Genomic DNA, 14,513 nt, shown 5'->3' with positions numbered 1-14,513 from the left:
AATGAGACAATGGAAATAAAACAACTGCCACTGCCAGGACTACAATTAGTAAGCACCAAAAGATACGACGACGAGCGGGGATACTTTATGGAGGTCTTCAAAGAGGCCGAGCTCGCGGAACAACTCACCGACCACCCCCACTTTATCCAAGATAATATGAGCTGCTCACACCGTGGTGTATTCCGCGGTATGCACACCCAAGCAGCTCCAATGGCTCAAGCTAAGTTGGTACGCTGTGTATCGGGTCGCATCATCGACTTTGCTATGGATATAGACCCCACTTCTCCCACATTTGGAGAGGTCTATGGCGTAGAGCTCACCCCTGAAAGTGGCCTAGCCCTCTATATCCCCAAGATATATGCACACGGTTTTTTGGCACTAGAGGATAATAGCAGAGTACTTTACAAGGTCGATGCCCCCTACTCCCCTAGCCACGAGCGAGCATTCAACTACCAACACCCACGGCTCATCTCTGAGCTCCAAAAGCACCTCCCTCTCGACCAACTCATCATCTCTGACAAAGACAAAGCTGCCCCCACCCTCCTCCACAAGTAGCCACCACGTCGAAAGGGCACCCCTCCACAAGTAGCCACCACGTCGAAAGGGCACCCCTCCCCAAGCCCCGAACGACTAGGAAATACGGCAACGAACACGATAAATATACGATCCCTTGCGGGTCGGACAACTCCATCATTAACCCTGGAATAGGTTGTCCGACCCGCAAGGGGTCGTAAGTTTTGGTTAGATCGCTTATACCCCCTATCTTACGACCCTAGGGGTTACACATTAGGAAAGCCCTACCATAGAGCATTCATAGGTGCGTCTATTGGTGAGGACCCCGGCTGAGGGGTCCGTGTTAAATAGGCACAGGTCAAGGCACGCAGTGCCGAAGACCTGTGTATAACGATGTGCAAAACACCCTTACGACCCCGGCTGAGGGGTCGGACAACCTTATCTAGGTCTGACCCCTCGGCCGGGGTCATGGAGGTGGGAAATATGCTCTTATACACAGGTCGTTCGGGGCTAACGCCCCTCCGACCTGTGCCTATTTAGCACGGACCTCTGCCGAGGTCCTTTTCCGTAGACAACTCACTAAAAACCATACGGTATGAACTTTCTAATGCGTACCCCCTACCTCTTGCTACCCTTGTGGGTCGGACAGCCCCACCTTGTATACACATTCCGGAATAGAAAGCACACAGTGTCTACATTTTCAGGAATAGCGAATAATTGGTGTTCACTATATCAGGAATCCCCACATTAGGTTGGCGATTAAAAGGGGTCCTACAACAACCCCATATTCCGCACGCGTGCGGAATGGATTCCGTAGCCCTGCGGAATAGATTCCGTATGCGTGCGGAATACGTTCCGCACGCATACGGAATGAGGGGTTGCTAGGAAAGGACGTTAGCGTTCGTACTAGCCCTTCTACCTAGAGATAGGGTTGTCCGACCCCTCGCCCGGGGTCGCAAGGATATTTTGCACCTATTTATACACAGGTCTTCGGCACTGCGTGCCTCGACCTGTGCCTATTTAACACGGACCTCTGCCGAGGTCCTTTCTCATAAAACCCCGCTAAAAACCATACTCTAAGACCTTTCTAACGCAGAACCCTAGATGGCATTGCACCACATTTTCCATTCTGAATATCAAATGATTAGCCAAATGACAAGCGATATGATTAGCAAAAGAGGGAAATAGTGGGTAACTTTGGGAGAAGTTTTTTCACACAAGATTTTGTATATGGAGCACAACAACACTATGACGGAGGAGCTACGACAAGCCCTTCTGGAGAATGATAGATACACCACTGCCGATGGGCAGATCCTTAAGAACGCCGTGGTAGAAGCCGCCCTTACCCTACGCCCCGATCTCCTCAAGCTACTACTCTCTAGCCCTAGGCTACGAGACAACTTCTTTAGAGAGGTGGAGGGGGTGCTGGTCTTTGATAAGATACGCTTCCAACGCTTTGTGATGAATAAAAACTTCCTCCCCGATAGCTATACCTCATTCAAAAATAGGATTGGTCTCGCGACACCCGATGACCACTTTATTGCCGACTCCCGCGAGGTGGTTCTCTCCTGGCCCTACAAAGATTGTATGCTAGAGGGCGGACAAACTAAGGAAGAGAGTAAGCGACAGGAGCTGTTTTGGAACGAGATATTGGCCCCCGACCAAATATCTATTCTCACTGCACCCAAAGCCTTTGCCAATGCCAAGCGATATGATAGCACCGGTGGCCACCCTACCGAGCAGGTAACGGAACAGGACAACCTGATCATCAAGGGTAATAACCTACTCGCCCTCTACTCACTCCGAGCCAAGTATGCAGGAAAGGTAAAACTCATCTACATAGACCCACCCTACAATACTGGCAACGACTCCTTTGGCTACAACGACTCCTTTAGACACTCCACTTGGCTTACCTTTATGAAGAACCGCCTTGAAGTGGCTCGTGACCTACTCTCTCCCGATGGGATTATTTTTATTTCTATTGATAGCTCACGACAAAATGCTAATGGAATAGTAGGAACCTCTTCTTTACCGTACCTCAATGTTTTAATGGATGAAGTTTTTGGAAGGATTAATTTCATTGGGCATCTGCACTGGAAGAAGAAAAAGCAACCTTCTTTTTTATCCAGGATAGCTGGAGTTATGGAATCCATACTTATCTATGCAAAAAAATGAAAGCAATATAGGTAAACTAAAAAAAGGTAAGGCAACAGACAAGACAAAACCTGTAACAAATTCTTCTAACAAGAGCGTTCTTTTGCACTTCCCCGCTGGTATACTATACAAAGGTGAGAAGTTCACGACTATTCCTAAAGGGAAATACAAGTCTCGCTCTATAACCACGGAATTCCTGGATGATTTAATCATTGAAGAAGGGAGAATAATAAATGAATTCAAAGCCGAAGCAAAATTTCGTATATCTCAAGAAGAAATGTACCGTTTTTGCGAGCTAGATTTACTCTATGTAAGCAAGAATAATTCTTTTCGTAGATATAAGACTGAAGATGAGTTAGATGCAGACAAAGCAATTACGGATCTATTATTAGATTGGGGTCAAAATCAAGATGCAACGGATGAAATAAAAGCACTATTTAATATAACAGACGACACTAAAATTTTTGATTATGCAAAGCCAGAACTTTTGATAGCCAATATAATAGAGTCCTGTACCAAAGAGGGTGACCTAGTGTTAGACTATCATCTAGGCTCTGGCACGACAGCTGCAGTTGCTCACAAGATGGGGCGGAGGTATATTGGCGTAGAGCAGATGGACTATATAGAGGATATAGCTGTGGCACGCCTACGGAAAGTGATCGAGGGGGAGCAAGGCGGCATCTCAAAGAGTGTGGAGTGGCAAGGTGGTGGCGACTTCGTCTATCTGGAGCTGGCAGAGGCCAACCAATTTTATATTGACCGCATTATGGCGACCACAGATCGCAAGGAGCTACTTGAGATATGGAAAGAGATGCGGGATCGTGCCTTCCTCAGCTACAAGATTAGTCCTCGTCAGCTGGAGGAAGTGAATAGCCTTGATGGGTTAAGCACTGAGGGGATGCAGAAGTTCCTCACTGAGGTACTGGATAAAAACCTCCTCTATATCCCTCTCTCGGAGGTGGATAGTAAGGAGTACGCCCTTACTGAAGCAGATAGAAGTATAACGAGGTCATTCTATAGCAAGTGATGGAGGATAATAAGAAAAAACTTGAAGAGGATGTGGTGGCGTACTTCGGTACCCGCTACCTCAATCAGCTAGAATTGCCACACTACTTCTCTACCGCTCTCTGCCCAAGCTTTAAGCTCCGTCCCTATCAGAAGGAGTGCTTTAGGTATTTCCAAGCACTTCTAAGCACCGAGTCTGAGTGGCTAAAGGTACTAGGCACTCGCAGGCACTTCCTATTTCAAATGGCTACCGGGAGTGGTAAGACACTGATGATGGCGGGTATGCTACTGATGCTCTATGAGCGTGGCTACCGCAATGTACTATTCTTTGTGGATAAGACGGCAATTATCACCAAGACAAGGCTCAACTTCATCACCCCCACAGCCAGCAAGTATCTCTTCAACTCCCCCATAAAGATGGGAGATAAGACCATAGAGATCAGGGAGGTACCCAACTTCCAAAATAGCGATCCCAACTGCCTCAATATCTGCTTCACGACCCTCGCTCAGCTACACTTAGATATGACTAAGCCAAGGGAGAACGCACCGACGTACGAGGACTTTGAAGGGCTAAAGCTGGTGATGATCGCCGACGAGGCACACCATATCAATGCTACTACTCGCAGAGGAGGGCCAAAGGGGGCGAGAGATTTGTGGGGTAATATGGGTGGCTATGAGAGTGAAGGATGGGAGGATACCGTGGAGCGTATCCACGACCTTTCGGATAGTATCCTACTGGAGTTTACCGCCACGATGCCTTTCTCCAACCCCTTTATACGAGCCAAGTACCTAGATAAGCTACTCTACGACTACCCTCTTCGGAAGTTTAGAGAGGATAAGTACTCCAAGGAGATAGAGGTGGTACAGCGTGACCTCGGGGTGATGGATAGAGCCTTACAAGCAGTGGTGCTAAGCCAGTTCAAACGCAAACTATTCAACAGCATTCGGCAGAATATCAAGCCTGTGATCTTCTTTAAGTCGAAGTACAAAAAGGATAATAAGGCATTCTTTGATCAGTTTGTAGCTGCCATCCAACAACTCAAAGGAGCACATCTGGAGGAGATACGCAAGGGGGCTGTAGGCGATGTCGCCACCGCTTTTAATTACTTTGATCGTGAAGGTAGATCCTGTGCACAATTGGCGGACGAGATTCGGGAGGAGTTCCGTGAGGATAAGCTCATCATTTATGATGGCAATAATCAGTCGGAGGAGGATCAGGTGTTAGTTAATACACTAGAGGATGCAGAGAATGAGATCCGTGCTATCTTTGCTGTAGATATGCTTGGTGAAGGATGGGACGTGCTGAATCTCTTTGATATTGTCCGCCTCTATGATACTCGCGATGCCAAAAAGGGAGTCGCAGGAAAGACAACGGTGAGTGAAGCTCAATTGATAGGCCGAGGCGCTAGATATATGCCTTTTGATGCACCAGAGGAAGACCTCCCCAGAGGACAACGCAAGTACGATAACGACCTTGCCCACCCCCTCCGTATGGTGGAGAAGCTCCACTACCATAGTGCACACAATCCGAGGTATATCCAAGAGTTGAAGACGGTACTAGTAGAGAGTGGTTTGCTGGCTAAGGTATCGACCGATGTGGAGCTAAAGATCAAGGAAGAGTTTAAGAAAAGCCTTCTATATACTGGTGGCAAGGTATTTGTGAATAAGCGGGTACCTAAGGAGCGTGAAGTGACGATGCAAGATCTATGGGACAGTCACCTCCCTACCAAGATACTTGATGTGACACTCTATACTGGCGAGATGCAGCAACAAGCTGTATTTGGTGAGGAGCGAGCTATGAATAGTAGCAAGCAACGAGAGGTCAGTACGTTTCAAATCACATTTGCCGACCTTGGTAGCAGTGTGGTACGGAGTGCTTTGTATCACTTCAATGAGTACTCATTTCAGCATCTGAGGAATCAGCTTAGGGGGCTAGAGTCTATCAAGGAGTTTATAGAAAGTGATAAGTACCTCGCCCCACTTCCTATCCGTGTATCGTGCGACAAGCCTAGTTTTGGCGATTTGTCACAAAGGGATAGATATGAGATTGCCATCGCGGCACTCCGCGAGCTAGCTCCTGCTATTGGTGTGGAGGAGGTGCCCTATGAGGGGTCACGACTATTTGAACCACGTGATTTCAAAGAGGTCTTTAAGGATCATATCATCAAGCTGGATAGTGATGTAGCTATGGGCGATGGTCCTATTATCATGGAGCGGGATATGAAGGACCTAGAATGGCACGTCTATGATAAGTGCTTAGGAACGAGTGAGGAGCAAGCCCTTATAAAGTATATTGATGGTATTTATGATGATCTGAGCAACAAGTACAACCAAATATACTTGGTACGTAATGAGCGTGACCTGAAGATATATGCCTTTGAGGATGGAGCCGCCTTTGAGCCCGATTACCTCCTCTTTATGAAGAAGAGAAAGGAGAAGGAGGTGGTAGCCTATTACCAAATATTTATTGAGCCTAAAGGTAGTCATCTCTCACTCAAAGACCAGTGGAAAGAGACCTTTATGCTTGAGGTGGAGACGAAAGCAGAAGTAGAATTTACGCAGAAGGGCAAAGAGTATATTCTTTGGGGGCTACCATTTTATGGCGATTATAAGTCTGTGGAATTTGATAAGGATCTTAGGAAGAAACTAGATTTGTAACTGGGACTAGCTAAAGGAAGTCGCCTCATAAAGGTCGATAGGGCTCGGATGTTTGGATAGCTCCGCATAAAATGCTAAATTTGTCCATAATCAAAACTAAAATAGAAGGGGGAAAAGGGGCATATTAATATGGAAGACCAAGCAGGTATTATCCGAAGTATCCTAGATACAGACCTATATAAGTTTAGCACGAGCTACGCCTATGCTAAGCTTTTCCCAAGGGCAAGGGGTAGATTTGCCTTTGTAGATAGGGCAAATACTATTTACCCAAAAGGATTTGCGAGTAAGGTGGAGGAGCAGCTTCACAAGATGACTTCTCTACGGCTAACGGATGAGGAGGCAGATTTCCTCAGCCGTGAATGTCCCTACATTCCACCGTTTTATATTGACTACCTGCGGGGCTATCAATTTGACCCACGGGAGGTAGAGGTTCACCAAGATGAGGAGGGGCACCTCCATATCACTGCAGAAGGATTGCTCTATAGGATTACTCTTTGGGAGACCCCTATCCTAGCGATTGTCTCGGAGCTCTATTATATTGTGAGGGGGCAAGAGCCCGACTTGGAGCATGTGCGTAAGGTGACGATAGAGAAGGCCCAGATCATGAAGGAGCACAAGCTACAGGTATCTCTATTCGGCATGAGACGTCGATTTAGTGCCGAGGTGGAGGATACGGTAACGCAACTTCTGAAGGAGCATGCTGGCGAAAGCCTATATGGCACTAGTAATGTCTACTATGCTATGAAGTATCACTTGAGAGTCACTGGTACACACCCACATGAGTGGGTTCAGTTTCACGCTGCGATCTATGGCTACAAGATGGCCAACTATATGGCGATGGAGGATTGGATCAATGTCTATGACGGGGACCTCGGAACGGTGCTCACTGATACCTATACTACCGATGTCTTTATGCAGAACTTTAGCAAAAAGCATGCGATGCTCTTCACCTCGATGCGACACGATAGTGGCGACCCTTATGCGTTTGTAGAGAAGGCGATTAAGAGGTACGAGGAACTGAAGATCAATCCGATGCTGAAGTACATTGTATTTAGTGATAGCCTCACTATCCCCAAGGCAGTGGAGATCAAGGAGTATTGTGCCTCTCGTATCCCAGCCACCTTTGGTGTGGGCACCAATCTCACCAATGATGTGGGCAATGATACTGTGCCAAGAAACATTGTGATGAAGCTAATCGGTTGCCAAATCTCTCCCCGACAGAAGTGGCACCACTGTATTAAGCTATCGGATGTAGAGGGCAAGCACATTGGCGACCCTGAGGAGATAGAATTGGCACAGAGGACTCTCGGAATTAAGCAATAAACTAGAGCAAAATAATAAATCATGGAAAACAAACAGACTAGAAGAGGCGAGTTGCCGGAAAATGCGTATCGCCCACTGAAGCCCGGAGAGAGCTACCACCCTGTAGTGGGGCCAGAGCAAAATCCGAAGCAAGCAACCGCCTACAGTGTCGGTTGGGGATTGATTATGGCGGTGATCTTTAGTGCCGCTACAGCCTATCTGGGACTCAAGGTAGGACAGGTATTTGAAGCGGCGATCCCAATTGCCATTATTGCTGCAGGACTCACTACCGCGACGAAGCGCAAGGGAGCTCTTCTAGAGAATGTGATGATTCAGAGTATTGGAGCCTCGAGTGGTGTGGTGGTAGCTGGTGCTATCTTTACCATTCCTGCTATCTATATCCTAAAGGCGAAGTACCCTGAGATGACTGTCAACTTCCTACAGATATTTGTCAGCTCGCTCCTTGGCGGTGTATTGGGAATATTGTTGCTTATCCCATTCCGTAAGTATTTTGTGAAGGATATGCATGGTCAATACCCCTTCCCTGAAGCCACAGCTACCACTCAGGTGCTACTAAGTAGCGAAAAGGGAGGTGCCCAAGCAAAGCCTCTTCTTATCTCGGGATTGATTGGTGGTCTTTACGACTTTGCCGTCTCCACCTTTGGGGCATGGCACGAGGTGTTTAGCTCAAAGGTATTGCCTTGGGGACAATCCATTGCTGAAAAGGCAAAGCTAGAATTCAATATCAATACCGGAGCAGCGGTGATGGGTCTTGGCTACATCATCGGCTTGAAGTATGCTACTATTATATGCGCTGGATCGGCACTTGTATGGTGGGTGATTGTACCTGTAATGAACCTCGTTTGGGGTGGCGATATTATTACCTTTGGAGATCCTAGCATCACTCAGACCATTGGAGAGATGAGTGCAACGGATATCTTCTTCCACTATGGTCGTAACATCGGTATCGGAGGTATTGCCATGGCTGGACTTATCAGCATCTATAATAACCGAAAGATCATCACTGGTGCGGTGAGCCTCGCAAGTAGAGAGCTCAAGCAAAAGGGCAATAATGAGGAGGGCAACCAACCTCGTACCGACCGAGACATCACTATGAAGATGGTGGTTTGGGGTATCCTTTTGGCACTTGTTTGCATCGGTATCTTTTTCTACTTCGGTGTGGTACAGCGTAACCTTATGTGGGCGGTGATAGCACTGATACTTGTGGCTCTGATTGGCTTCCTTTTCACCACCGTTGCAGCGAATGCTATTGCGATTGTCGGCTCCAATCCAGTATCGGGAATGACACTAATGACCCTCATCGTAGCAAGCGTGGTGCTGGTGGCGGTAGGCATGGAGGGACCAAGTGGCATGGTTTCGGCACTCGTGATTGGCGTGGTGGTTTGTACTGCTCTTTCTATGGCGGGTGGCTTTATCACTGACCTTAAGATCGGTTACTGGCTGGGAACTACCCCAAAGGTGCAGGAGAGCTGGAAGTTCCTTGGTACTCTAGTCTCTGCAGCTACAGTATGTGGCGTGGTAATTCTACTGGAGAAGGCGTACGGCTTTACAGGTGAGAATGCTCTACAAGCGCCACAGGCCAATGCGATGGCGGCTCTTATTGAGCCACTCATGACTGGCTCAGGAGCTAAATGGTTACTCTATGGTATTGGTGCAGCTTTGGCACTACTGCTCACCTTTGTAAAGGTACCTGCCCTACCATTCGCACTCGGTATGTTTATCCCTCTACACCTTAACCTTCCTCTATTGGCAGGTGGATTTATCAGCTGGTATCTCAGCACAAGGTCCAAGGACGAGAAGCTCAATAAGGCTCGCCAGGATAAGGGTACCCTACTTGCATCGGGCTTTATCGCTGGAGGTGCGTTGATGGGTGTGGTGAGTGCGATCCTGAAGCTAGCTGGGGCTGAGCTAACTCTCACTGCATGGCAAGCCAACCCATGGAGCCATGTACTCACCGTGGTGATGTATCTAGCTATATTCACCTATTTGATTCGCTCAAGCAAAAAGGCTACGCCTGAGGCATAACACATATTATATATGAGTAAAGAGATAAAAGGTCTAGAGACGGTCCAAGAGGTAATGAGCCACTTGGGACTGGAGAATAAGGAGCTGAAAAACCTTTATGATCCGATGGCCTATATTATGGACTTGGGAGGTAAGCGGCTGAGACCATTGGTACTACTGCTTTCTTACCAAGCCTATAAGCCAAACGGAGCAGTAGAGGCTGTGGCACCCGCGATGCAGGCGATTGAATTGTTTCACAACTTCACGCTCCTCCACGATGATGTGATGGACGATGCTCCAATGCGACGGGGCAAGCCATCGGTCTATAAGAAATGGGGACTTAATACTGCCATCCTCTCTGGTGATGGGATGCTGATAGAGGCCTACAAGCATCTAGCACAGCTTTCCCCAGAGAAGCTACCGCATGCCCTTGAGATATTCAATGATATGGGGAGTGCAGTTTGCGAAGGGCAGCAGTATGATATGGACTTTGAGCAGCTGCCACTCAGTCAGATGAGTATGAGCGACTACCTCGGAATGATACGGCTCAAGACCTCTTATCTATTTTGCGGTGCGGCCTCGCTAGGTGCTTACTTGGCAGATGCCCCTGAAACAGACCGGAAGTTGCTTTGGGAGGCAATTGAAAAGATGGGGCTAGCCTTCCAGATCAAAGATGACTACCTAGATATCTATAGCAAGCCAGGCTTTGGAAAGGTGCAAGGTGGGGATATCCTCGAAGGGAAGCGGACTTGGTTGCTCCTATCTGCTTATGCTAAGGATAGCAAGGAGGTACTTGCGGCACTTGACCTGAAGGACGATGAGCAAAAGATTGCTAGAATGACTCAGCTATACAGCGATCTCGGCATTCGCGATGCAGCCCTTGAGGAGGTGGAGCGACAAAGCAAGGAGGCAACAAAGATACTGGATCAGCTATCAGTAGCTGAGGAGAATATTGAGCCACTTCGCCAACTATTCCTTACCCTAGTAAGAAGAGAGGTGTGATGATCCCTATCATCGATACACATTGCCACCTTTACTATCAGGACGAGTCGCCTCGGCTTGACTTTTCCAAGGATTTGGACGAGGTGATAGCACGGAGTAAAGCGGCAGGAGTCACCTATGCACTTTTGCCCAACATCGACAGCGAGAGCTATCCACTGATGATGGCACTCGCTGAGCGATACCCCGACTATTGCCGTCCGATGATTGGGCTACACCCCACCAATGTGGATGCTCGGTGGGAGAGTGAGCTACGTTTTGTGGAAGAGAAGTTGGCCTCATCAAGTGAATCATTTATTGCAATTGGTGAGATAGGGCTCGACTACCATTGGAGCATGGAGTATCAAAAGGAGATGCAAGAGGTCTTTAGACGCCAATTGGATTGGGCAGTACAATACCACCTACCGGTGAGTATTCACAGCCGAGATGCCGAAGAGGAAACCATTGACCTACTAGCTACCTATCAGGCACAAGGGTTGCAAGGCATCGTCCACTCCTTTGGTGGGGACAAGCGGCAACTAGAGCGGGTAAGAGATGAGCTACCCAACTTTATGGTCGGCGTTAATGGGACACTCACCTTTAAGAATAACCCACTCGCCTCCTATCTCTCTTGCTACCCCATTGAACGGGTGGTGGTAGAGACCGATGCCCCCTTTTTAGCACCAGTACCCTACAGAGGCAAGCGAAATGAACCCGCCTACCTCACGAAGGTAGTCGAAAAGCTACAAGAGGTATATGCACTCCCGGAGGTGGCGGTGAGGCAACATTTATTTGACAATTCAAAAAAAATATATAACCTGCACATATAAGTGCTATAGCTCAATAATTCAAATACAATCAATGAGTTACGGCATAAGAAACAAAACATTAAGAGAGAATAAAAACAAATAAACAACAAAAAACCGCCCCAAAAGTGGGTAGATACAAAGAAATAGATTAGATTTGTAGAGTAATTGGACAATGAACCGTCCAAGAATCAACTGGAGAGATGCTCGAGTGGTTGAAGAGGCACGCCTGGAAAGCGTGTATACGCCTAAAGCGTATCGAGGGTTCGAATCCCTCTCTCTCCGCATTAATATAATATGAATAAGAAAGTAATTTATCACTAAACTTAAAAAGAGAACTTACAATGAAAAAATTTCTAGCAAGTATCGCACTGTTTGGATTGCTGTCACTAGGCACAGCAAACGCAGTCTTTGCACAAGACGAGGCACAAGCTCCCGACTCTGAGGTGACTACTGAAGAGGTAGCAGCACCTGCTGAGGAAGCAGCTCCTGTTGAGGAAATGGCTGCTGAGGATATCACTGTAGCAAATGAGGGTGGTTTCCACCAAGCACTTAAGACTAAGTTTATCGAGGGTGGTGCAGAGTTTATGGCTGCTGTCGCTATCGTACTTATCCTAGGTCTAGCATTCTGCCTTGAGAGAATTATCTACCTCAACCTAGCAGATGTAAATAACGAGAAGTTCCTAGACGAAATTGATGCAAGGCTTCAAGCTAATGATATCAACGGTGCACTAGAGCTAGCACGCGACACTAGAGGTCCTGTAGCTTCTGTAACCTTCCAGGCTATCAGCCGTATCGATCAAGGCATTGAGGCAGTTGAGCGTTCTATCACTGCTTATGGTGGTGTACAGGCTGGTCTTCTCGAGAAGAACATGTCTTGGATCACTCTATTTATCGCTACTGCTCCATCACTAGGGTTCTTGGGTACCGTGATCGGTATGGTGACCGCTTTTGATAAGATCGAGCAAGTAGGTGACATCTCTCCTACAGTAGTAGCAGGAGGTATGAAGGTTGCTCTTATCACTACTATCTTCGGTCTGATCGTAGCTATGATCCTTCAGATCTTCTACAACTATATCCTATCTAAGTACGAGGGTGTACTCAATAAGATGGAGGATAGCTCTATCACTCTTGTAGACACTATCGTAGCTCACCAGGAGAAGTTTGCTCGCAAATAATCACAAAAGAAAGGAAATATTATGGCAGTAAGTAAAATCAGAAAGATTTCAAGCTATTCACTACTTGCTCTAGCCATCCTTACTATAATAGTAACTATCGCTTTCTTCGCAGGAGGGTACATAGACCCTAATGCTGCAAAGCCAGAGCCAAAGTTTACTGATGCAATATTCTATCTAATGTACTGCGCACTGGGCGTTACGCTCCTAGCGATGATAGGATTTGCCATTGTGGGATTTGCTAGCAACCTCAAAGACCCCAAGAGACGCCGTGCGTCACTCACTGGTCTTGTATCATTCATAGCAATTATTGTGCTACTCGTGATCACGTACGCCATTGGCTCTACGGATCCAGTATCACTGAGTTTAGATTTCCAAAAATACAATACAGACTTTTATCTTAAGTTTGCAGATATGTGGCTATACAGCATCTACGTGGTGCTGGGCATCAATATCCTTGCACTTATAGTATTTGCTATTAAAGGGGCTCTACGCTCAAAGAAGTAAGAAGTAACACTTAAAAGAAAGGATTTAAAATGGCACGTGGAAAGAAAAAAGTACCCGGCATCAATGGGTCTTCAACCGCCGATATCTCTTTTATCATGCTACTCTTCTTCCTACTAACTACATCTATGGGATCAGATAGTGGTTTGGCAAGACAATTACCACCATCTGTACCACCAGATCAACAAGATGTGGCCATTGACGTTAACCGCCGAAATATGCTCCGTGTATTGGTTAATACTCGCGGACAAATCCTTGCCAATGGCGAGGTGGTGGATCTTGACGGACTACGCGAGAAGGTTAAGGAGTTCGTTCTCAATGAGAATGATCGTGCCGACCTTGCAGAGCGTACAGTGGAGACATTTGCCTTGGTTGGTGCTCAGAAAGTAACTAAGAACCACGTTATCTCACTGACTAACGATGTGGACACTAAGTATAGTGACTATATCTTAGTACAAAATGAGCTTACCAAAGCTTATATGGAAGTGAGAGATATGATGTGTAAGAAGTTCTTTGGTGTATCACTGGAGGATGCTTCAACAGCACAACAAGAGGTAATGGTAGATATGTACCCTCAGAAGATATCTGAGGCTAACCCAAAAGAGTACGGTAAGAAAAATAAGTAACGAGTACACATTATGAGCAGATTTACGAAAGGTGGCACCCGTGAAGTACCAGAGCTGAATACCATGTCGCTTCCCGACTTGATTTTCGCTTTCCTATTCTTCATTATGATGGTAACCTCAATGCGTGAAGTGACTATGATGGTACAGGTTTCACTTCCCCATGCTACGGAACTAACGAAGATGGAGAAGAAGTCACTCGCTACTTACATCTATATGGGTCAGCCACTTCAGATGTACCAAAATAAGTACGGTACTGAGGCTACAATTCAACTAAACGATAAGTTCGCGACTACAGCAGAGATCTTTGACTATATCGCACAGGAGAAGTCGTCTATGTCAGAGGCAGATGCCCCATACATGACTACCATCCTTAAGATTGACAAAGACACTAAGATGGGTCTTGTAACTGACGTTAAGCAGAGACTAAGAGAGGCAGATGCACTGAAGATATTCTACAGTGCGATAAAGAGTAATGAATAATAGTTACCCACTTTATCCTGCCAACACATGATAGGCGACATCGCCCCTACACACGTAGGGGCGATGTTTTTTTTATTATAGCCAACACTACTGGATTGGCTCTATATTTTTATTAACTAACATCTATCATGAACACTAAAAAGAGAATGTTTGCACGAAGTGCCATTCTCGCACATTTGAAGCAAATGTGCTGAGACTTTGCACGTAGGATGAGATGCAAGGCACTGAGGATGAGGCCGAAGGGAGCGTACTCGCGTACGTGACCTAGGCCGAATTCCGAAAGCAAC

12 protein-coding genes and 1 tRNA gene are annotated in these 14,513 nt (G+C 46.8%); all 13 read left to right on the top strand.

The features are described 5' to 3' along the window. Positions 1–9: 9 nt before the first annotated feature. On the top strand, positions 10–555 hold the full coding sequence (gene rfbC, locus HMPREF3027_RS07475; protein WP_070707861.1) for a dTDP-4-dehydrorhamnose 3,5-epimerase: 546 nt from the start codon (positions 10–12) through the stop codon (positions 553–555). 1,188 nt (positions 556–1,743) lie between these two features. Further along, on the top strand, positions 1,744–2,688 hold the full coding sequence (locus tag HMPREF3027_RS07470) for a site-specific DNA-methyltransferase (RefSeq protein WP_070707860.1): 945 nt from the start codon (positions 1,744–1,746) through the stop codon (positions 2,686–2,688). Positions 2,689–2,944: 256 nt separating this feature from the next. Then, entirely contained in the window at positions 2,945–3,694 is a 750-nt protein-coding gene (locus tag HMPREF3027_RS07465) for a DNA methyltransferase (protein WP_168165885.1), read from the top strand. After that, positions 3,694–6,330, top strand: coding sequence for a DEAD/DEAH box helicase family protein (locus HMPREF3027_RS07460; protein ID WP_083317552.1), 2,637 nt, complete (start codon positions 3,694–3,696; stop codon positions 6,328–6,330). Before HMPREF3027_RS07465 ends, HMPREF3027_RS07460 begins: the two co-directional genes overlap by 1 nt. Positions 6,331–6,459: 129 nt before the next feature. Then, the gene (gene pncB, locus HMPREF3027_RS07455) at positions 6,460–7,653 is read left to right on the top strand and encodes a nicotinate phosphoribosyltransferase (protein WP_070707858.1); all 1,194 of its coding nucleotides are present in this window, start codon (positions 6,460–6,462) and stop codon (positions 7,651–7,653) included. 21 nt (positions 7,654–7,674) lie between these two features. Then, positions 7,675–9,678, top strand: a complete 2,004-nt coding sequence (locus tag HMPREF3027_RS07450) for an OPT family oligopeptide transporter (protein ID WP_070707857.1) — start codon at positions 7,675–7,677, stop codon at positions 9,676–9,678. A 12-nt stretch (positions 9,679–9,690) separates the two neighbouring features. Beyond that, positions 9,691–10,659, top strand: coding sequence for a polyprenyl synthetase family protein (locus HMPREF3027_RS07445; protein ID WP_070707856.1), 969 nt, complete (start codon positions 9,691–9,693; stop codon positions 10,657–10,659). Continuing rightward, positions 10,659–11,465 carry a TatD family hydrolase gene (locus HMPREF3027_RS07440; protein WP_083317551.1) on the top strand — a complete coding sequence of 269 codons (807 nt, stop codon included), beginning with the start codon at positions 10,659–10,661 and terminating at the stop codon, positions 11,463–11,465. Before HMPREF3027_RS07445 ends, HMPREF3027_RS07440 begins: the two co-directional genes overlap by 1 nt. A gap of 173 nt (positions 11,466–11,638) precedes the next feature. Beyond that, positions 11,639–11,726: transfer RNA gene (locus HMPREF3027_RS07435), tRNA-Ser, on the top strand. Positions 11,727–11,785: 59 nt separating this feature from the next. After that, a complete protein-coding gene (locus HMPREF3027_RS07430; protein WP_070707855.1) occupies positions 11,786–12,619 on the top strand; it encodes a MotA/TolQ/ExbB proton channel family protein in 834 nt (277 codons plus the stop codon). Between the two features lie 21 nt (positions 12,620–12,640). Then, a complete protein-coding gene (locus tag HMPREF3027_RS07425; RefSeq protein ID WP_070707854.1) occupies positions 12,641–13,123 on the top strand; it encodes a hypothetical protein in 483 nt (160 codons plus the stop codon). Positions 13,124–13,152: 29 nt separating this feature from the next. Beyond that, positions 13,153–13,746, top strand: a complete 594-nt coding sequence (locus HMPREF3027_RS07420; RefSeq protein WP_021902948.1) for an ExbD/TolR family protein — start codon at positions 13,153–13,155, stop codon at positions 13,744–13,746. Between the two features lie 12 nt (positions 13,747–13,758). Further along, a complete protein-coding gene (locus HMPREF3027_RS07415) occupies positions 13,759–14,226 on the top strand; it encodes an ExbD/TolR family protein (RefSeq protein ID WP_070707853.1) in 468 nt (155 codons plus the stop codon). The last annotated feature ends 287 nt before the right edge of the window (positions 14,227–14,513 follow it).

Source organism: Porphyromonas sp. HMSC077F02 (assembly GCF_001815465.1).
In the GTDB taxonomy this organism is placed as follows: Bacteria; Bacteroidota; Bacteroidia; order Bacteroidales; family Porphyromonadaceae; genus Porphyromonas_A; species Porphyromonas_A somerae.
This window is presented reverse-complemented; position numbering and strand designations above follow the sequence as displayed.